This window comes from Kribbella antibiotica, from assembly GCF_004349055.1.
In the GTDB taxonomy this organism is placed as follows: Bacteria; Actinomycetota; Actinomycetes; order Propionibacteriales; family Kribbellaceae; genus Kribbella; species Kribbella antibiotica.
Genome location: NZ_SMKX01000085.1, coordinates 1 through 19,957 on the forward strand (window position 1 = coordinate 1; position 19,957 = coordinate 19,957).

Sequence of the window (19,957 nt, forward strand, 5' to 3'; positions counted from 1 at the left end):
GGCACCACCCCCACCTCCGGCTGCGTCAGCTGCGTTGAAGGGGTTGGGTTTCTTGCGGTGGTGGGAGCGGCGGCCGAAGCCGTGTTTGTCGAGGAGCGGGCGGACCTTCTGCTCGAAGGCTGTGCGGTAGCTGGGCGCTGCATTCGAGCCGCGGGCGTAGAGCGATTCGTAGCGGCCGACCAGCTCGGGATGATCGTCCGCTAGCCACGCCATGAACCAGTCCTTCACGCCGGGCCGGAGATGCAGGACGAGGGTGGTGACCCCGGTTGCGCCCGCGTCGGCCAGCTCTCCGAAGAGGTGGTCGAGCTGATCCGCCGAATCGGTCAGCCAGGGCAGCACCGGCGCGACCATCACTCCGCACGGCAAACCTGCCTCGCTCACCGCGCGGATCAGCTCGAGCCGACCCCGCACAGACGGCACGCCGGGCTCGAGGCGGCGCCTCAACTCCTCGTCGCCCAGCGCCAGGGACACCCCGATCCCGACCGCCACCTCCGTCGCCGCGCTCACCAGCAGATCGAGATCACGCCGCAGCAGCGTCCCTTTGGTGAGCACGGACAACGGCGTACCGGAGGAAGCCAGTGCGTTGATGATTCCCGGCATCAACTGATATCGGCCCTCGGCCCGTTGATAAGGATCCGTGTTGGTGCCCAGGGCAACTTGTTCGTGACCCCAGGAGGGTCGCGCCAACTCCCGCCGCAGCACGTCGGCCACATTCGTCTTCACCACGATCTGCCGGTCGAAGTCCAGCCCCTGATCGAGCTCGAGGTACTTGTGCGTCGGCCGGGCGAAGCAGTACCGGCAGGCATGGGTGCAGCCGCGATACGGATTGACCGTCCAGTTGAACGGCAACCCGCCACCGGGCACCGAGTTCAGCGCCGACCGCGCGACCACCTCATGGAAGGTGACGTCGCGAAACTCCGGCGTCGTCACCGACCGCACCAGGCCCGCGATCGATCCCAGCCCCGGCAACGCACCGGGAGCCTCCGCGTCGAGTTGCTGACCTGCCCATCTCATGCAGATCAGTCGAACACATGTTCGATCACGAATCAAGTCAGCGCTTGACTCCGTCTCACCGGAAGGCGTCGACGTTCCGCACAGCCCATTCCCGGTACGTCACTGCCGGCCGACCGGTCAGGTCGGCAACCGTGGACTCGGGCGCCATCGGATGCTCGGCCATCATCCGGAATCCGTCCAGCAACCACTGTGCAGTCTCGAGCCCGATCACCGGCGCCAACTGGTCGAGATACTGCTGCGGTGCGAGCTCCTCGAACTTGATATCCCGCCCCAACGCCGCCGAAATCTGCTCAACCTCCTCCGGCTGAGTGATCGCCTCCGGCCCACTCATCACCAACTTCTGCCCGGTGAACGCCTCATCCAGCAACGCCACCCGAGCCACGGCCGCGATGTCGACCAAGTCGATCGGCGTCTGCACAGCAGCGCCGTACGGCGCTCGCACCACCCCCTCCGCCTTGATTGACGGCGCCCAGTCCAGCGTGTTGTTCATGAATTGCCCGGGCCGCAGGAAGGTCCACTCGAACCCAGCCTCCTCGATCGCCCGCTCCACCCGGTAGTAGTGCCAGCCCGCCGGATCCCCCTGCGCCTCGTAGTCGGCAGGCTCACCCGACAGCACGACCACCCGCCGTACGCCGGCCTCTAGCGCAGACCGAACGAAGTCATCCACGTACGCCGGGAGTGGCGCCAGGTAGACCGTGTCGATGCCAGTGAGCGCAGCAGGCAATGACTCCGGCCGCCCGAGATAGCCCACCGCAACCTCAACCCCGGCCGGAAGCGCAGCCCGGGCCGGTTTGTTCGTCAGCGCCCGCACCGGCGCCCCCGCAGCCACCAACTCGTCCACCAGCAGCCGTCCGACACTCGCCGTCGCACCGGTCACCAAGATCGTCACGCCAATCCCCTCACGCTCGGAGTAATTCTCGTAGGCTATACGAGAATTCAAATCAGCGCCTATGGTTGCCTCTGTGACGGTCGATCGCACGCTTGCGCTGCTCTGGCGCAACCACCGCCCACTCGCTCCGGCTGCCAAGGGCGCCGGGCGACGTCCGTCGCTGGATGTGAACGAGGTGGTCGCCACCGGCATCCGGCTGGCCGACAGCGACGGTCTGACCGCCGCCTCCATGGGGAACGTCGCCAAGGAGCTCGGCGTCGGCACCATGACGCTGTACACCTACGCCCCATCCAAGGACGAGCTCCTGGAGCTCATGGTCGACCAGGCGCTCGGCGAACGGGAGCTACCCGGTCCAGGGGAACCCCGCCCGGGCGACTGGCGCGCTCAGGTCCAGCTGTACTCCGACCAGACCCAGCTGATGTTCCAGCGCCACCCCTGGCTGTCGCAGGTCTCCCCGATCCGCCCGCCGGCCGGACCAGGCTTGCTGGCAGCCCGCGAGTACCTGCTGTCCGTGGTGAGCACGCTGGACCTCACACCGCATGACACGAACACCGCAGCACTGGCCATCTCGACGTACGTCGACTCTGCGGCCAGCCTGCAGGCGGAGAGCCTGCTGATCGAGCGCGCCAGCGGTCAGAGCCATGACTCCTGGTGGATCGACCGCTCCGATCTGTGGGAGACGTACTTCGACGTCGAGCGGCACCCCGCGATGACAGCGATCTGGAACGCGGGTGGTTTCACCGCAGGTCCGAACGAGGTGGCAGCCGAGTCGTACCGCTACGGACTCGACCGCCTCCTCGACGGCATCGCAGGTGCCTAGATGTCCAGCGCAATCCAGGCCGGGTCGTGATCGGTGCCATCCCGCGCCAGCTTCTTCCGCCGTCCGATGAAGGCGCCCTGCAGGCGCGGCACCAGTCCCGGCGACAGCCAGATCTGATCGATCAGATCGAACGTCCGCGGTTGCCGTGCGGCCTTGAACGTCGACGTCCACGCCGGACTGGCCGGGAGCTCCACCGTCGTCTTCACTGCACCGATCTCGGTCGGAGCGGTGAGTGCATTCACCAGTCCGGACTTGGCGTACGCCGCCAGCGCAGGTGAATCCGGAGTGTCGTTCATGTCCCCACACAGCAGGTACCGCTGCCGGCTGCTCATCCGTGCAGCCATGATCCGCACGATGGTGTCAGCCTGCCGAGTGCGCAGCAGCTGGGCCTCCGCCGCAGCTGCTACCGGATCTGCCACGGTGAAGTCGACGAACTTCGACTTCAGGTGCGTGCCGAACACTGTGAGCGCCTTGCGCCCCCGGGCGTCCAGGATCTCTACCTCGACCAGGTCCCGCGAGAAGATAGGCCGGTTCGGTACGTCGGGATGGAACGTCCGCTGGTAGCTCGTCACACCGCCGATCGGCCGCCGGGACAGGATCCCGATGTCGATGAACCGGGTCGCATCGTTGCCGTCGATCACCATGACGTGCTGGTACGCGCCGTTCAGGTGCTCCCGGTTGAACTCCCGCAGGACGTCGACGTTCTCGACCTCCTGCACCACCCAGACATCCACATCGGCCGCCAGTAGCCGCTCGGCCACCCGGTCGGTCTCCTCCGGCTTCTTGGCCAGCAGCAGCTTCCCGTGACCGTCCAGCTGCAGCCGGCGACGATGCTCGTCGTCGAAGGTGTAGGTGGCCGGCACCGTGCTGGTGCCCTGGGCCAGTACGTCGAGCGCGCCGGTGAAGTTCCAGCGGTCGAACAGGTTGTTGAGATTGAAGGTCCCCACCGTCAATGCCATAGCGTCCTCCCCTGGACTTCTCTCAAAGTACGGCGCGAACTGCCCATTGGGTAGGTTGGCGGCGGACAAGGGGGGTTTGGGGTGAGTGAGAACTTCCAGGTCGATCTCCAAGGCATCGTCGACCTGCTGAGCAACCACCTGTACAGCAGCCCGCGGGTGTACCTGCGGGAGCTTCTGCAGAACGCGGTGGACGCCATCACCGCGCGCCAGGCCGTCGACTCCGACGAACCGCGCCGGATCGACGTCCAGGCCACGGACGGTGCGTTGAGCATCGCCGACACCGGCATCGGTCTGCTGCCAGACCAGGTACGCGAGCTGCTGGCGACCATCGGCCGCAGCTCGAAGCGGGACGAGATCGGGTTCGCCCGCTCGGAGTTCCTCGGCCAGTTCGGCATCGGGCTGCTGTCGGCCTTCATGGTCGCCGACGAGATCGAGGTCGTCACCCAACCGGCCGGTGGACCGGCCACCCGCTGGATCGGTACGGCGGACGGTCGCTACGAGCTGGCCGAGACAGCGGACCGCTCAGAGACCGGCACGACGGTCACGCTGAAGGCCCGGCGCGGTGCGGAGCAGTGGTACAAACACGCCACTGTCGTCGAGCTGATCCGGCTGTTCGGCGCACTGCTGCCGATCGAGATCCGTGTGAACGGTGAGCAGGTCACGGACGGCAAGGCGCCCTGGGAGAACACCGGAGCGATGCAGCGGGCCGAGCTGGTCGGCTATGCGCAGGACAAGCTCGGGTTCACCCCGTTCGACGTCATCCACCTGAACAATCCGTCCGCCGGGCTCACCGGTGTGGCCTTCGTGCTCCCGTTCGCCGCGAACCCGGCCGAGCGCGCGACGCATCGCGTGTACCTGAAGCGGATGCTGCTCGCGGAGAACGTCGAGGGCCTCCTGCCGGACTGGGCATTCTTCGTCCGAGCAGTCATCGACACCTCCGAGCTACGCCCGACCGCAAGCCGCGAGGCGCTGTTCGACGACGGCACGCTCGAAGCCACCCGGGACGCGCTGGGTGAGCAACTGCGCGGCTGGCTGGTCCGGCTCGGCAACACCGACCCAGGCAAGCTGGACCGCTTCCTCGGCATTCACCAGCTGGGTGTGAAGGCCCTGGCCCTGCACGACGACGAGATGCTTCAACTGGTTCACCGCTGGCTGCGTTTCGAGACCAACCACGGCCGGATGACTACTTCGGAGCTGCAGCAGCGCACCGCCCAGATCCGCTACGTCACCTCGGTCGAGGAGTTCCGTCAGCTCGCAGCGGTCGCCGCCGCACAGCAGATCACCGTGGTGAACGGCGGCTACACCTACGACAGCGAGCTGTTGGCCCGGCTGCCCGAGGTGGTGCCCGGGCTGAGCACCAGCCGGTTCGACCCGACCGAGCTGAGCACCAGCTTCGACAGTCTGGATCCGGACACCGAGCTGCGGCTGCGTCCGTTCATTCAGCTGGCACAGGACTCGCTGGACCCAGTCGGCTGCGAGGTCGTCGTCCGTGCGTTCGAGCCGGCCGGTCTGCCGGCGCTCTACCTCGTCGACCGGTCCGCCCAGTTCGCCAGTGAGCTCCGCGCCACCAAGGACCGTGCTGATGCGCTCTGGTCCGAGGTGCTCGGCGCACTGGACACCCAGGACGACAGCCGCCCACAGCTTGTCCTGAACTACCGCAGCCCGCTCGTACGGCGGATGGCGTCACTCAATGATCCTGAGCTGACCCAACTGGCGGTGGAAGGGTTGTACGGGCATGCGTTGATGCTCGGCTACCACCCGATCACCCCCGCCGACTCTGCTCTTGTGAACCGCTCCTTCCTCGGCCTGCTCGACCAGGCCGTCCCGACGCCGGAGGACCCGACGCCATGAACCCGGAACTGATTGACCTGCTCCAGCGCGCGGAGAGTGCGCCGTACGGCAAAGTGCGGTCGGCTCTGCTCGAGGACGTCGTACGGCGAGCTGATGCGGCGAGTGAAGCGGAGCTGGCGTTCTACAGCCGCCTTTCGCTCGTCACGGCGTACGTGATGGGCGGCGAGCCGCGGAAGTCGCTGGTGCCGTTCGCTCGGTGTGTGGCGGACTGGGACGCGGAGCCGGACAAGTATCGCGAGCACTCGCACCTGTTCCACTGGTGCTACAAGTACGCGCCCAGCACGCTCAGCAAGTTCCCCGAGGTGCCGCTCGACCGCGCACATGCCGTGCTGGACGACATGGAGCAGAGGTGGCGGCTCAGCGGCCACAGCATGCACGCAGTGCACCAGCACCGCTGGTTGGTCGCGCACCACATCGGTGACACCGAGACCGCGGCCGAGCAGTTCCGCCTCTGGTCCACCGCGCCGCGTGACGACCTGTCCGACTGCGTCGGCTGCGACCCGACGTCAAAGGTGCACCACCTGACCTCAGTCGGCCGTACGGCGGACGCCGTCGCGCTGGCTGTGGGTGTGCTGGACGGTCAGCTCACCTGCGCCGAGCAGCCCCAGCAGATGCTCACCGCGTTGCTGCCTGCCTACGTTGCCGAAGGCATGTACGACGAAGCTGTCGACGCGCACCGGAAGGCTTACCGCCTGCTGCGCAACCGGGTCGGTGAGTTGAGTGAGCACGCCGAGCACGTCGAGTTCCTGGCGCGGACCGGCAACGAGCTGAAGGCCATCGAGCTGATCGAGCGGCACGCCGCCGAGCTGGCCGACCCGCCGTCGCCGTACGCGGAGATGGCGTTCTCTGCCTCCGCATCGCTGGCGCTGGGCCGAGTGGACAGCGACCTGCCGATCCGGCAGCCGCAGGCCGAGGCAGTGCCGGCCGGTGAGCTGGCCGAGCGGTACTCCGCGCGGGCGCTGGAGCTGGCGGCTCAGTTCGATGCCCGCAACGGCACCACGCACCGCAGCGAGCAGATCCAGAAGGTGCTGACGGCCGAGCCGTGGGTCGAGTACCTGCCGCTGTCGGAGACCGCTCGGCGCGCCCAGCAGCGCAAGGGAGCCCAGCCCGCTCAACCCGAGCAGGTCGAGCAGCCGGTCGAGCTGCCGCCTGCATCTGGTCGCGAGTGGCTGGACCGGGCCGAGGAAGCCTGGCGAAACTTCGCTGGTGCCGACGCCGCAGCCGCTTGGCAGGCCTTCGAGCGTGAGGTCCCGGAGAGCGAGTGGACTCCGCTCGACCGCGCCCGGCTGCTGGACGGTCGTGGTCTGGCCGGTGCTGACGACCCACAGGTGGCGCTGACCGCCTGGAGCGAGTCGCTGGAGCTGTACGACCAGATCGGCGACGAGGTCCGGATGCTCCGCGCCCGCGCCCGCATCGGCCGGATGCTGTGTGAGCAGGGGCAGCTCGACGAGGGCATAGCCACCGGCGAGGAGCCGCTGCGCTGGCTGATCGCCAACGACGAGCCGGATCGCCGCGCAGCCTGGCGGGACTCACTGGCGATCGTCTACGCGCAATCCGGCCGTTTCACGGAGGCCATCCAGGTCCTGACCGAGTCCGGGCAGACTCACGCCCGTCCGGAGCACGCAGCGAGCTCTGCGATCCTCCTGTCCAACCTGCTGATGCAGGAGGAGCGCTTCGAGGAGGCCGACGCCGCATTGGTCGTCGCGTTCGACTCACCGCACGACACCCAGCGCTCCTTCGCGCACCACCTGCGCGGCCGCACCCGGCTGGAGCTGGAGCGCCCGGCCGAGGCCGCCGAGGACCTGATCGAGGCGGTCGCACTGGCCGCCGGCGTGCCCGGTCTGGAGGGGCACATCGCGTACTCGCAGCTGATGCTGGCCCGTGCCTATCTCCTGACCGGCCGCCCACTGGAGGCCGCGGAGAGCGCCGAAGAATCCTTGTCCGTGCTGACCGATGACGCCCTGGCCGACGCCCGCGGCGTACTGATCGATGCCTACCGGATGCTCGGCGAGAACGAGTCAGCGCTCACCAAGATCCGTGAGCTGCTCGCGGACGTCTCCCCCGACGCACACCCGGCCTGGATCGGCACCCTGCGCCAGGACGAAGGCATCCTGCTCGAACAGCTCGACCGCGATGAAGAGGCGGTCGACATCCTGCTCGACGCCGCTCAACATTTCGGCACCGCCGAGTCACCGCTCCAGCAGGCCCAGGCCCTTCGCCTGGCTGCCCAGTCTGCCCGCTACACCGGTGACAGCGCCCGCGCCATCGAGCTGGTCACCTCGGTGCACCCGATCCTCGAAGCGCTGCCCTCCGCCGACCAGGACGTCCTCTTCCAGACCGCCGGCGTCCACTGGGACCTCGCCCTGATCCACCTCCAGCAGGGCGACCAGCGCAAGGCAGTGACCCACGCCGACGAGGCAGCCGACCTCTACGAACGCGGCGGCTACGAAGACCAGTACCTCAACGCTCAGCTCCTGCTGGCCGAGCACGGCACCGAGGACGAGAAGGCTTTGACAGAGCTCTTCAACGAGCTCCCCGCCAACACTGACCTCTGGTTCCGGACCGGCTACCTTCTGGTCGATCGCCTGCGCAACACCAACCAGCCCGACGCAGCGACCGCGCTCGAGTCCCGCCTCAACACCGCACAGCAGTAGCCACCAAACAGAACCGCCGCGCCAGGAAGCTGGCGCGGCGGTCGGTGGTCACTCCCACTCGATGGTGCCCGGGGGCTTGCTGGTGATGTCCAGCGTGACTCGGTTGATCTCGTCGACCTCGTTGGTGATGCGGGTCGAGATGCGCTCGAGGACCTCGTACGGGAGGCGGGCCCAGTCGGCGGTCATGGCGTCCTCGCTGGTGACCGGACGCAGTACGACGGGGTGTCCGTAGGTGCGGCCGTCGCCCTGGACGCCGACCGAGCGGACATCGGCGAGCAGCACGATCGGGAACTGCCAGATCTCGTCGTCCAGGCCGGCTGCGGTCAGCTCGGTGCGAGCGATCAGGTCAGCGGCGCGCAGGATGTCCAAACGCTCGCGGGTGACCTCACCGATGATGCGGATGCTCAGGCCCGGCCCCGGGAAGGGGTGCCGGTAGACCAGCGACCGCGGCAGGCCGAGGGCGACACCGAGCTCGCGGACCTCGTCCTTGAACAGGGTGCGCAGCGGCTCGATCAGGCTGAACTCGAGGTCGTCGGGCAGCCCGCCGACGTTGTGGTGCGACTTGATGTTCGAAGCGCCGGCGCCGCCGCCGGACTCGACGACGTCCGGGTAGAGGGTGCCCTGGACCAGGAACTCGATGTGCCGCTCCGCGTCGAGCTTGCGGGCGGTGGCCTCGAAGGTGCGGATGAACTCGCGGCCGACGATCTTGCGCTTCTGCTCCGGGTCGGTGACGCCGGCCAGTGCGCCGAGGAACTGGTCCTCCGCGTCGACTACCTCGAGCCGGGTCCCGGTGACGGCGACGAAGTCCTTCTCGATCTGGTCGGACTCGCCGGTGCGCTGCAGACCGTGGTCGACGTACACACAGGTGAGCTGGTCGCCGATGGCCCGGCTGACCAGCGCTGCGGCCACTGCGGAGTCCACACCGCCGGACAGCGCGCATAGGACCTGCTTGTCGCCGACCTGCTGGCGGATGAGCTCCACCTGCTCGTCGACAACGTTCGTGGTCGTCCAGTCGCCGACACAGCCGGCGATGTCGTAGAGGAAGTGCTCCAGCACGGCCTGTCCGGCCTGCGAGTGCAGCACCTCGGGGTGCCACTGCACACCGGCCAGCCGCCGGTCCACATCCTCGAACGCTGCCACCGGTGCGCCCTCAGACGCAGCCAGCACGGCGAAGCCAGCCGGTGCCGCGTGCACAGCGTCACCGTGCGACATCCACACGTTCAAATCAGCCGGTACGCCGGCCAGCAGCTTCCCGGCGTCGCTCACGGTCACCGGGGTCCGGCCGAACTCACGCAACCCGGTACGGCGCACGTCGCCGCCGAGCGTCTGAGCCATGGCCTGGAACCCGTAGCAGATCCCGAACGCCGCAACCCCGGAGTCGAACAGCGCGGAGTCGACCCGCGGCGCGCCTTCGGCGTACACGGACTGGGGACCGCCGGACAGGATGATCGCCTTCGGCTGCCGCGCCAGCATCTCTTCGATCGGCATCGAGTGCGGCACGATCTCGGAGTACACCTTCGCCTCACGCACCCGCCGTGCGATCAGCTGCGCGTACTGCGCTCCGAAGTCAACAACCAGGACCAACTCATGCTCAGCCACCGTCAAAGCGTATCGGTGCAGCTCAGCAAGGCTGTAATCCGCCGTCAGGCGAGGCCCTTGAGGGTCCGCAGAATCGGGGCGGACTCAACGGCGCGGATGGCCTTCACCGTGGCCAGGCGGTCGGTCAGGTAGTCCGACAAGGCGGCCGCGTCTTTGCAGACCACGACCACCAGCAGGTTCGACGTACCGGTGGTGGCGCCGGCGAAGACGACCTCTGGGTGCTCCGCTACCTGCTGGCCCACTGTGGCCAGAGCGGACGGGGTGACAGACAGCCACAGGCGAGCGGCGACAGTGAGGCCGAGTGCCCTCGGTGCGATGTCTACGTCGAAGTAGAGGGCTCCCGTGGAGCGTAGTTCGCCTACGCGGCGGCGGATGGAGGTTTCGGACCAGCCGGTGGCTGCTGCGAGTTCCGTGTACGACGCTCTGCCGTCCTGCGCGAGTGCGGTGAGCAGCGGCCGGTCCCGGGGTCCGGCTTTGCCGGGGACGACCGTGTCCACGGGATCGGGGCGTAGGCGGGCGGTCTGGTCGTCGGTGAGGGTCGCCAATGCGTTCCAAGAGGCCTGACCGCCGCGGAAGGTCCGCGAGACCGGCTCTGCGGTGACTGACTTGACCTGCGGTGTCCGGGTCAGCTTGTCGAGAAGCAAGGACTGACGCTCGTCGTCGGACCACGTCTGCAGACCGCTACTGAGTTCGGCGCCGCCGGACAGCAGGTGCACCCACGAGGTGTCGGGCCGACGTGCCAAGGCAGTGCCCACCCGCAGCGCGCCGTCCGTCGTACAGGAGATGCGCAGCATCCAGTACGAGCGTCCTGCGGCGACTCCGACGACTCGGAGCACGCCGTCGGCTACCAACCGCTGGTAGCGCCGCGCGACCGTTCGCTCGGAGACGCCGAGGACCGACCCGAGCAGACTGAACGTCGCTCGGCCGTCCAGGTGCAGGGCATGCAGCAACCCGCGATCCAGCTCGTCCAGAGTCACGCCCGACTCACCAGCAGCCGCTTCGGCGCCCGGAACGACAGCAGATTGATCATTGGGGGCTCCTCAACCAGCCGTACGGCGCCCAACAGGTCCGCCGCGCATTCCAGCGCCACCCGGGTCTCCAGCCTCGCCAGACCCGCGCCGAGACAGCGGTGGATCCCCACTCCGAATGCCAGATCGGCCGGGCCGCCGTGTCCGCTCAATCCAAGCAGCACCTGCGCACCAGCCGGCAACTCGGCCTCGCCAACAGGCGCTGCCTCTGCAACTGTCCGACGCCAGGTCGGCACCGACGATGCCTCTGCCAGCACGTCCTCCACCGAAGCAGGCTCACCCTGCAGTACCCGATGGAATGCCGTGGAGATGAGCTGCGTGGTCGTCTCCTGGCCGGCGATCAGCAGGAAGTAGCCGACCGCGCACACCTCCTCGTCGCTCAGCCCCAGCCCGACGAGGACACTGAACAGGTCATCGCCGGCAGTCTCCCGGGCAGCGACGGTCCGGGTTCGCAACCAGCTGTAGAACTCCGCTGCACTGTGCGACAACTCCAACTGCCGGTCCGCGTCCGGCCAGCCCCAGAACAGCTCCAGGGAGTCGAGGCTCCAGGCCTTGAGCGAGGTGAGTGGGACGTCGCTCAGGCCGAGCAGGTGCAGGAGGACGAGGGCGGGTGGCTCGGCGGCCACGACTTGAACCAGGTCGACTGCCTCCGCAGCCTCGGGGTGGGCAAGGCGCGCGGAGGTAGCGGCGACCCGCTCGGTCAGCAGGCGTCGGGTCAAGGGTTCCGCAGCCGCCACCCGGGCCGGGCTGAAGAAGCGCGCGACCGCAGCGCGGATCGCGCGGTGCGACTCCCCACCGTTGTTGGCGAGCGTGGGAGGCAGGGCAAACCCCACCCCAGACAGCACACGCAGCGCCTTCACTGACAACGGCGTGTGCGCCAGTACGGCGTTGTCCGGCCGGAACGTCGCCGGATCCAGCAGCACCGCGCGGACCTCCGCCGGGTCCTCGACCACCCAGTACCCGAGCTCGGCGTCGTACCGGGCCGGGCAGCCGGTCACGCGAACCAGCCGGGCACAGCCTTCGTGAAGGTCTCCTGGTCGTAGTCGCCGGCACCGGCGGGGATGCGTGCGAGCACCTTCAGCCCAGTGATGGCCGGAAGGTCCTCCAGGTTGCACTCCTCGGCCAGGCCCGGCTCAGCCGGCCAGGAGCCGATGATCAGCCCCTCGACCGGCAGACCACGGGCTCGCAGCGCCTCAACGGTCAGGCCGGTGTGGTTCAGCGTGCCCAGCCCGGGCCGGGTCACCACCACGAAGTTGAAGGACTTGGTCAGAGCCTTCGCCAGGTCGATCAGCGTGCCGCCCTCGGCGTCCAAACCCACCAGGAGACCGCCGGAGCCCTCCACGATGACGTTCTCGTGCGTCATGGCCAGTCCGTCGACGGACTTGGCGTGCACCTCGGCCGTCGGCAGTGGAACGCCCTCCCGGCGCGCAGCGGTGGTCGGTGCGAGCGGATCCCGCAGGCGGACACCTTCGTAGAGGGTGGTGATGCCGGTGAGCCGGTTCACGTCGTCCAGGTCGGCGGGGTCGTCTGGGCCGACGCCCGTCTGGGCCGGCTTCACGACCGCGACCTTGCCGTGCACGGCAGCGCGGACGGCCAGGGCAGCAGTGACGACGGTCTTGCCGACCCCGGTGTCGGTACCGGTGACGATGGTGATCATGAAACCTCGCTGATGGCTTGACTGATAACGGCGCAGGCTCTGGCCAGCTTGTCGTCGGACAGACCGGCCTGAGCAGTCAGCCGGAGCCGGCTGATGCCGTCCGGAACCGACGGCGGCCGGAAACTGCCGACCAGTACGCCATTGTCCCGGCAAATCGCCGCCGCCCGGACAGTCTCTCGCGGACCGGGCATCGGAACCGACACCACCGCCCCCGCAGCCGCCGGAACCCCACAGGCCGCGGCCAGCCGGGCAGCGGCCGAGTGGATGGCCGCCGGCCGCTCCGGCTCGGCCTCGAGCACCCGCAAAGCGGCCAGCGCCGCAGCACAGGACGCCGGGGTCAGAGCCGTGTCATAGATGAACGGCCGGGACCGGTTGATCAGATGCTCGCGCAACACCGCCGGCCCCAGTACGACGCCACCCTGCGAAGCGAGCGCCTTGGACAACGTCATGGTGACGATCACATGGTCCAGCCCGGCCAGTCCGGCCGCATGCACCGAGCCACGCCCTCCACCGGTCACACCAAGCCCATGCGCTTCGTCCACCACCAGTACGGCGTTCTGTTCCGCCGCAACCCCGGCCAGCGCAGCTAGCGGGGCCTCGTCGCTGAGCACGCTGAAGACCGACTCGGTCGCCACCAGCGCGTGCGGTTCATTGCGCTCAGCAAGCACTTTCGCAACCGCGTCAACCTCGTTGTGGGGAACGACTTCCACCCGTGAGCAAGCCAGCCGAGCCGCATCGATCAGTGACGCGTGCACGTGCTCATCCGTCACCACCAGCGTCCCCGGGCCGCCTAGCGCAGTCACCACGCCGAGGTTCGCCAGATAGCCCGACGAAAACACCAGTCCGGCGGCATGCCCCGTGTACGACGCCAGCGCCGACTCCAGCTCCTCATGCAGCGTCGTCGTACCGGTCACCAGTCGGGAGGCGGTTGCACCGGTCCCCCAACGGCAGACTGCTTCAGCGGTGGCCTCGATCACGCGCGAGTCCCGGGACAGGCCCAGATAGTCGTTGCCGGCCAAGTCGATGGCGTCCTCGTCTGCGGCACGCGCCCGGAGCCGCCGGGTCAGCCCACGAACCTCCAGCGCCGCAGCTTTTGGCATCAGCCATTCCGAGAGCATCAGCAGACCTCCCGCACCGCATCGGTAATCGCCGACGCGATCGTGGCGATCTCCGCGTCCGTGCACACGTACGGCGGCATCGTGTACACGAGGTCCCGGAACGGTCGCACCCAGACACCACGACGCAGTACGGCGTCTGTCATCCGCACCATGTCGACCGGACCAGCCAACTGGACCACCCCGACCGCACCGAGCACCCGAACGTCTTTCACTCCCGGCAGCTCGGCAGCCGGAGCCAGCCCCGCCGTCAGTCCGGCAGAGATCTGCGAGACCCGCGCAGCCCAGTCCTGGGACAACAGCAGGTCGATCGACGCGAGTGCCACCGCACAGGCGAGCGGATTGGCCATGAAGGTCGGCCCGTGCATCAACGCTCCACCGGGTCCGTTGGAAACGGCTTGGGCGACCTCCGCCGTACAGAGCATTGCCGCCAGCGTCAGATAGCCGCCGGTGAGAGCTTTGCCGACGCACATGATGTCCGGGTCGACCCCGGCATGCTCTGATGCGAACAACGCACCAGTCCGGCCGAAGCCAGTAGCGATCTCATCGAGGATCAGCAGGAAGCCATGTTCGTCGGCCAACGAGCGCAGGACGCGCAGACAAGCCGGGCTGTAGGCGTACATGCCACCTGCGCCTTGCAGGATCGGCTCGACCACGATCGCGGCCACCGAGCCGGCGTTCTCCGCAGCAACAGCAGCCATGGTCGCAGCCCAGGCCTGGAGCTCCGGATCATCAGCCGAGCGGTCGAAACCGGCCGGTGGCTGCGGCCCGAACACCTGCTCCTGCAGGGCTCCGGTGAAGAGCGAGTGCATCCCGTTGACCGGGTCACAAACGCTCATCGGCGCAAACGTGTCACCGTGGTACCCGCCACGCACAGTCAGCATCCGCGTCCGTCCGACGTGCCCGCGAGACACCTGGTACTGCAGGGCCAGCTTGATCGCGACCTCGACCGACACCGAGCCGGAGTCGCAGAAAAACACGTGCTGCAACGGCTCTGGTGTGATCTCGACCAGCCGCTCGGCCAGCCGGATCGCAGGCTCGTGTGTCAGCCCACCGAACATCACATGACTGAAGTCGTCCGCCTGGCTCTTCAGTGCGGCGTCCAGAACCGGATGCCGGTAGCCGTGGATCACACTCCACCAGGAGGACATCGCATCGATCGCCTCGACGCCATCACTCAACTGCAGGCGCACACCGGACGCGCCCCGGACCAGCCGCACCGGAGCGGGCTCGCTCAGCGACGAGTACGGATGCCACAGCAGCTGGGCGTCCCGCTCCAGCCACTCGTCGACCGACCGTGTCACTGCGCCTCCTGAATCCGCGATCTCCGAAGCATCGCAGATCACGCTGATCAGATAGTTCTGACGTTGCGCGAATCACTTCCCTGCGCGTCCACACGCCCCTACATTGAGCCCAGCAATCGCTACTGGCCGTAACCCGCCCACGTTGTCAGGCCTTTGTGAGGAGCACTCATGCGCAGATCCCGCCCCTTGATCGCCGCAGCCGCAGTCAGTCTGCTGGCACTGACCATCAGCACCCCGACCACTGCCCAGGCCCAGAATTCTGCGCCGCTGCAAGGATTTCTGAGCCAGCAGCTCGACAAGCTGCAGCGCACCACAGTCCTTGTCCACGGCACCGATCTGGCCGCCGCCAACGCAGCGGTCGCGGCCAGTGGCCTGCAGCGACTGTCGTCGTACGACCGGATCGGTGTGGTGGTTGTCGAGGGCACCCGCTCGCAGATCCTCGCCGCCCGCACCCAGCCCGGGGTGACGTACCTCGAGGGCAACCAGCCGATCAGGGTCAGCACCCAGACCTCGCATCTCGCCACCCGCGGCGCGGAGGCCGCAGACACCCGGACCGGCGCCAACGGCCTGGCGCTGGACGGTAGTGGCGTCAGCGTCGCGGTGATCGACAGCGGCGTCGACCCGACGCACCCGTTCTTCAAGAAGGCCGACGGCAGCTCTGCGGTCGTGAAGAATCTCAAGATCGTCTGCGACCCGCTGTCGGAGACGCTCTGTCTGCCGGTGGACGCCGGCTCGCTGGACACCGACCTGCTGTCACTGGGCGGTCACGGCACGCACGTCAACGGGATCGTTGCCGGTCGCAAGGTCACCCTGGCCGACGGCACCAAGCTCCAGGGCGCCGCACCGGGCGCCTCACTCGTCTCCGTCTCGGTCGGGGCCGCACTGCTGATCGTCGGCGCAGATGCCGCGCTCAACTGGGTGCTGGAGAACCACGCGGCTCCCTGCGGCGCTGGAGTCCCGGCCGCCAAGTGCCCGCCGATCAAGGTCACCAACAACTCGTACGGCCCGTCCGGTGGCGGCGCCTTCGACCCGAACTCGGCCACCGTCAAACTCCAGCGTGCACTGGCTGCTGAGGGTGTGGTGACGGTCTGGGCCGCAGGCAACGACGGTGGTGACGGCACCAAGTCGCTGACCAACCCGCCCGGCCAGGACCCGACCGGCGGCATCCTGTCGGTCGCCTCGTACTACGACCAGGCCACCGGCACACGCGACGGACAGGTCTCGAGCTTCTCGTCCCGCGGCCTCAACGGCACCCAGGCCACCTACCCGGACCTGTCGGCCCCGGGTGAGGACATCACCTCGTCCTGCCGGATCTACCTGCCGATCTGCACGACCGGTCTGGCTCCGCTCGACGGCGGTAACTACAACACCATCAGCGGTACGTCGATGGCCGCGCCGCACATCGCCGGGATCGTCGCCCAGCTGTTCCAGGCGAACCCGTCGGCCACTCCGGCCCAGATCGAGGCCGCACTGATCTCGACAACGCACAAGTACACCAACGGTGCGGCGTACGAGACCGACAGCCGCGGCGGCACCACGTCGTACGACAAGGGCCATGGCCTCGTTGATGTGGTCGCAGCCTCTGACGCAGTGCGCTAAGACGACGAGAGAGTGCCGTGGGCGGAGCACCGGGCACTCCACCCCATCGGGTGGACCTGCACCACCATCCGCCGGCGGCACTCGGCGCAGTACCGCGGTGGTTCCATCACCAACGCCCGACGGCAGTCCTCGTGACTGCCGTCGGTCTGTTCAAGACCGCAATGACCGCAATACGTCATAGCGTCTTCTGAAGCTCCTTGACCGGCATCTTCAGCTCGGCCAGCAGGTCGAGGTCAGCAGTGGCCGGCCGGCCCAGCGTCGTCAGGTAGTTGCCGACGATCACAGCGTTGATCCCACCGAGCAGTCCGTCGCGGGTGCCCAGATCACCAAGGGTCAGCTCGCGACCACCGGCGTACCGGAGCACTGTGCGCGGCATGGCGAGGCGGAATGCGGCGATGGTGCGCAGTGCGTCCTTGCCGTCCATCACCTCCATGTCGCCGAACGGCGTCCCCGGCCGGGGGTTCAGGAAGTTCAGCGGCACCTCATGCGGCTCCAGCTCGGCCAGCTGCGCAGCCAACTCGGCACGCTGCTCCAGGGACTCACCCATGCCGACCAGTCCGCCGCAGCACAGCTCCATGCCGGACTCGCGGACCATGAGGCAGGTGTCCCAGCGCTCCTCGAAGGAGTGCGTGGTGACAACGTCCGGGAAGTACGAGCGCGCGGACTCCAGGTTGTGGTTGTACCGGTGCACCCCCATCGCCTTCAGCTCGTCGACCTGCTCCTGTGTGAGCATGCCCAGCGAACAGGCGATGTTGATCTCGACCGCAGCGTTGATCGCCTCAATGCCGGCCTTCACCTGCGACATCAGCCGCGCATCCGGCCCACGGACGGCCGCCACGATGCAGAACTCGGTGGCTCCGGTCGCTGCGGTCTCCTGAGCAGCCTGAACCAGCTCAGGGATGTTCAGCCAGACCGCACGCACCGGTGAGGTGAACTGACCCGACTGCGAGCAGAAGTGGCAGTCCTCCGGGCACCCGCCGGTCTTCAGGGAGATGATCCCCTCGACCTCGATCTCCTCACCGCACCACTTCACCCGAACCTCGTGAGCGAGCGCCAGCAGTTCCGGCAGCCGGTCGTCCGGCGTCTGGAGCACCTCAACGAGCTGCTCCTGACTCAGGCCAATGCCCTGCTCCAGTACCTGCTCACGTGCCACGTCCACGATGTCGCCCATGGTTCTCCTACCTGATCCGGACCGGGGGTCGGCTCACAGTAGGGCAGACCGGTACGGCGGGGCTGCGGTTTGCGTCACGTGCAACGCCTGCCGCCGCAGCAACTCTGCGCTACCACCGCAAGGGCTCGAAGAAAGTTTTTGGATTTTCTTTGGAACCTCGTAACCCCCTGTGTAGGGGCTCGTTGATGTGAACAGAGGCGGTTACCGCAAGGAAGACCGCCACCCGGTAACAAAGAGCGACGAGTAGCTGATCATTACGAACAGCACGCAGAGTGATAACAACCACTCCGCAGGGCTCGAAACTCCGGAAATCGGATGTAAGGTATTACCAAGAGCTCGGGTCGCCAGCCATGGTTGGTGACCCGATCCCAAAGCGCCGGGCGCCTCACCCCGGCTTGAGTGAGCCCCTCGGGAAACGATTTGGGCGGAAACGTTCCCGAGGGGCTCGCTCCCTTTTACGGCACCTTTGCAGAGACGAACCTCAACCCGATCCGGGTTGAGGTTCTTTCATTTAATCGGGGTCCTGCAGCAGCCCCGAGAATTACGCTGTTGCAATATCAGGAATGCGTTACGGCTTCGTCACAGACTGCTTTGTACTGATCTGGACGATCGGCAACCGCAATGCGCCGGGTGCATCCGCGGGCACCACCGGAGTCGCCGGCACCACCGGCTGCAACCGCTGATACGGCCGGTTCATCGCCGGCCGAGTGTCCGCCGTGCCCTTGTTCGGCCAGAACGACAGCGCCCGCTCGGCCTGGGCGGTGATCGTCAACGACGGGTTCACCCCGAGATTCGCCGAGATCGCCGATCCGTCCAGGATGTGCAGGCCGTCGTACCCGTAGACGCGGTGGTACGGGTCGACAACGCCGGTGGCCGGGGAGTCGCCGATCGCGCAGCCGCCGATGAAGTGCGCGGTCATCGGCACGTTGAACGGCTCACCGATGGTGCCGCCCGGCGTCCCCTTCATCACCCCGGCCATCCGGCGGACCACCTGGTTCGCGACCGGGATCCAGGACGGGTTCGGGGCGCCATGGCCCTGCTCTGACGACAGGCGCCAGCGGCCGAGCTTGTCGCGCTTGCCGAAGGTGGTGATCGAGTTGTCAGCGGTCTGCATGACCAGAGCGATCACCGTCCGCTCGGACCAGTGCTTGAGGTCGTAGAGGCGGCGCAGGTTCCGCCACTGCACCCGCAGCTCGTGCAGCCAGGTCCGCCAGCGCGGCCGGTCGCCGTCCCCGTCGGTGAGGACGGTCTGCAGCAGTGACATCGCATTGCTGCCGCGGCCGTAGCGGACCGGCTCGATGTGGGTGATCTCGTCGGGGTGGAACGACGAGGTGATCGCGACCCCGCGGGTGTAGTCGATGTCGCGGCTGATCGCCATCGCACCGAGCAGCGACTCGGAGTTCGTCCGGGTCAGTACGCCGAGCCGGGTCGACAGCCGGGGCAGCTTGTTCTCATCCCGCAGGCGGTGCAACAGCTTCGCCGTACCGATGGCGGAGGCCGCGAAGACGACCTGCTGCGCGGTGAACCGCCGGGTGCTCTTGCGGTCCGCGGTCCCGCGGGTGTCCACGGCGTACCCGCCGTCTGCCAGCGGCTCGACCGACGTCACCGTGGTCAGCGGATAGACCTGCGCACCGGCCTTCTCAGCCAGGTAGAGGTAGTTCTTGGTCAGCGTGTTCTTCGCGTTGTGCCGGCAGCCGGTCATGCACTCGCCACAGTCGATACAGCCCCTACGGCGGGGGCCCGCGCCACCGAAGTAGGGGTCATCGACCTCCACACCGGGCGAGCCGAAGAAGACGCCGACCGGGGTCGGGTGGAAGGTGTCCCCCACCCCCATGTCTTCGGCGACCTGCTTCATCACCGCGTCAGCCGGGGTGAACCCGGGGTAGGTGGCGACACCGAGCATCCGCTTGGCCTGGTCGTAGTACGGCGCGAGCTCGGACTTCCAGTCGGTGATGTGCGCCCACTGGCGGTCCTTGTAGAACGCGTCCAGCGGCTCGTAGAGCGTGTTCGCGTAGACCAGGCTGCCCCCGCCGACTCCGGCGCCGGACAGGATGATCACGTCCTTCAGCGCGGTGATCCGCTGGATGCCGTACTGCCCAAACCGAGGGGCGAACAGAAACCGCTTGGTGTCCCACGAGTTCTTCGCGAACCCGGAGTCCTCGAACCGCGCACCGGCCTCGAGGACCGCGACGTTGTAGCCCTTCTCTGTCAGCCGGAGCGCACTGACGGAGCCGCCGAACCCGGATCCGATGATGAGCACGTCATAGTCGAACGACATGTGAACTCCAAGCTAGAGA

16 protein-coding genes are annotated in these 19,957 nt (G+C 67.6%); 4 read left to right on the forward strand and 12 right to left on the reverse strand.

The features are described from left to right. The coding region (locus E1263_RS25520; protein WP_132171683.1) for an Rv2578c family radical SAM protein at positions 1–1,014 on the reverse strand (1,014 nt) is incomplete at its 3' end. Between the two features lie 55 nt (positions 1,015–1,069). After that, positions 1,070–1,903: an NmrA family NAD(P)-binding protein gene (locus E1263_RS25525; RefSeq protein ID WP_132171685.1), complete on the reverse strand. Its 834-nt coding sequence runs from the start codon at positions 1,901–1,903 to the stop codon at positions 1,070–1,072. A gap of 73 nt (positions 1,904–1,976) precedes the next feature. Between E1263_RS25525 and E1263_RS25530 the strand changes: the two genes are divergently transcribed. Continuing rightward, positions 1,977–2,723 (forward strand): TetR/AcrR family transcriptional regulator, encoded by a 747-nt coding sequence (locus E1263_RS25530; protein ID WP_238161527.1) that lies wholly within the window; start codon positions 1,977–1,979, stop codon positions 2,721–2,723. On the opposite strand, the gene E1263_RS25535 is transcribed toward E1263_RS25530, so the two are convergent. Continuing rightward, positions 2,720–3,682: an endonuclease/exonuclease/phosphatase family protein gene (locus tag E1263_RS25535; protein WP_132171689.1), complete on the reverse strand. Its 963-nt coding sequence runs from the start codon at positions 3,680–3,682 to the stop codon at positions 2,720–2,722. The two genes, E1263_RS25530 and E1263_RS25535, sit on opposite strands and share 4 nt — an antisense overlap. Before the next feature lie 81 nt (positions 3,683–3,763). On the opposite strand from E1263_RS25535, the gene E1263_RS25540 reads away from it, so the two are divergent. Next, positions 3,764–5,533 carry an HSP90 family protein gene (locus E1263_RS25540; RefSeq protein WP_132171691.1) on the forward strand — a complete coding sequence of 590 codons (1,770 nt, stop codon included), beginning with the start codon at positions 3,764–3,766 and terminating at the stop codon, positions 5,531–5,533. Beyond that, a complete protein-coding gene (locus E1263_RS25545) occupies positions 5,530–8,187 on the forward strand; it encodes a tetratricopeptide repeat protein (RefSeq protein WP_132171693.1) in 2,658 nt (885 codons plus the stop codon). Before E1263_RS25540 ends, E1263_RS25545 begins: the two co-directional genes overlap by 4 nt. A 48-nt stretch (positions 8,188–8,235) precedes the next feature. Here E1263_RS25545 and guaA read toward each other — a convergent pair whose 3' ends face one another. Genes guaA through E1263_RS25575 form a run of 6 tightly spaced genes read right to left on the reverse strand, consistent with a single transcriptional unit; the run spans position 8,236 to position 14,866 of the window. Continuing rightward, on the reverse strand, positions 8,236–9,786 hold the full coding sequence (guaA, locus tag E1263_RS25550) for a glutamine-hydrolyzing GMP synthase (RefSeq protein WP_132171695.1): 1,551 nt from the start codon (positions 9,784–9,786) through the stop codon (positions 8,236–8,238). A 44-nt stretch (positions 9,787–9,830) separates the two neighbouring features. Then, positions 9,831–10,763 (reverse strand): Lrp/AsnC family transcriptional regulator, encoded by a 933-nt coding sequence (locus E1263_RS25555; RefSeq protein ID WP_132171697.1) that lies wholly within the window; start codon positions 10,761–10,763, stop codon positions 9,831–9,833. Beyond that, positions 10,760–11,812: a cytochrome P450 gene (locus E1263_RS25560; protein WP_202869049.1), complete on the reverse strand. Its 1,053-nt coding sequence runs from the start codon at positions 11,810–11,812 to the stop codon at positions 10,760–10,762. The genes E1263_RS25555 and E1263_RS25560 overlap by 4 nt, the downstream gene beginning before the upstream one ends. Continuing rightward, positions 11,809–12,471, reverse strand: a complete 663-nt coding sequence (gene bioD, locus E1263_RS25565) for a dethiobiotin synthase (protein WP_132171699.1) — start codon at positions 12,469–12,471, stop codon at positions 11,809–11,811. Before bioD ends, E1263_RS25560 begins: the two co-directional genes overlap by 4 nt. Further along, complete coding sequence (locus tag E1263_RS25570; protein WP_132171701.1) at positions 12,468–13,589, reverse strand: 8-amino-7-oxononanoate synthase; 1,122 nt, start codon at positions 13,587–13,589, stop codon at positions 12,468–12,470. The genes bioD and E1263_RS25570 overlap by 4 nt, the downstream gene beginning before the upstream one ends. Next, the gene (locus E1263_RS25575) at positions 13,589–14,866 is read right to left on the reverse strand and encodes an adenosylmethionine--8-amino-7-oxononanoate transaminase (RefSeq protein WP_475009299.1); all 1,278 of its coding nucleotides are present in this window, start codon (positions 14,864–14,866) and stop codon (positions 13,589–13,591) included. Before E1263_RS25575 ends, E1263_RS25570 begins: the two co-directional genes overlap by 1 nt. 192 nt (positions 14,867–15,058) lie before the next feature. On the opposite strand from E1263_RS25575, the gene E1263_RS25580 reads away from it, so the two are divergent. Then, positions 15,059–16,489, forward strand: coding sequence for a S8 family peptidase (locus tag E1263_RS25580; protein ID WP_132171705.1), 1,431 nt, complete (start codon positions 15,059–15,061; stop codon positions 16,487–16,489). Here the strand turns inward: E1263_RS25580 and bsaP are convergent. From bsaP to E1263_RS25595, 3 genes are all read right to left on the reverse strand, one after another. Beyond that, entirely contained in the window at positions 16,486–16,668 is a 183-nt protein-coding gene (gene bsaP / locus E1263_RS44450; RefSeq protein ID WP_132171707.1) for a biotin synthase auxiliary protein BsaP, read from the reverse strand. The genes E1263_RS25580 and bsaP overlap by 4 nt on opposite strands. Next, positions 16,665–17,660: a biotin synthase BioB gene (bioB, locus tag E1263_RS25590; protein WP_132171709.1), complete on the reverse strand. Its 996-nt coding sequence runs from the start codon at positions 17,658–17,660 to the stop codon at positions 16,665–16,667. The genes bsaP and bioB overlap by 4 nt, the downstream gene beginning before the upstream one ends. Before the next feature lie 568 nt (positions 17,661–18,228). Continuing rightward, entirely contained in the window at positions 18,229–19,938 is a 1,710-nt protein-coding gene (locus E1263_RS25595; protein WP_132171711.1) for a GMC oxidoreductase, read from the reverse strand. Between the last annotated feature and the right edge of the window lie 19 nt (positions 19,939–19,957).

Bases quoted from the DNA above. Each gene is read 5' to 3' on its own strand.
- E1263_RS25535 (WP_132171689.1), bottom strand. From the start codon at position 3,682: ATGGCATTGACGGTGGGGACCTTCAATCTCAACAACCTGTTCGACCGC.
- E1263_RS25545 (WP_132171693.1), top strand. From the start codon at position 5,530: ATGAACCCGGAACTGATTGACCTGCTCCAGCGCGCGGAGAGTGCGCCG.
- bioD (WP_132171699.1), bottom strand. From the start codon at position 12,471: ATGATCACCATCGTCACCGGTACCGACACCGGGGTCGGCAAGACCGTC.
- E1263_RS25570 (WP_132171701.1), bottom strand. From the start codon at position 13,589: ATGCTCTCGGAATGGCTGATGCCAAAAGCTGCGGCGCTGGAGGTTCGT.
- E1263_RS25580 (WP_132171705.1), top strand. From the start codon at position 15,059: ATGCGCAGATCCCGCCCCTTGATCGCCGCAGCCGCAGTCAGTCTGCTG.
- bsaP (WP_132171707.1), bottom strand. From the start codon at position 16,668: ATGACGTATTGCGGTCATTGCGGTCTTGAACAGACCGACGGCAGTCAC.
- bioB (WP_132171709.1), bottom strand. From the start codon at position 17,660: ATGGGCGACATCGTGGACGTGGCACGTGAGCAGGTACTGGAGCAGGGC.
- E1263_RS25595 (WP_132171711.1), bottom strand. From the start codon at position 19,938: ATGTCGTTCGACTATGACGTGCTCATCATCGGATCCGGGTTCGGCGGC.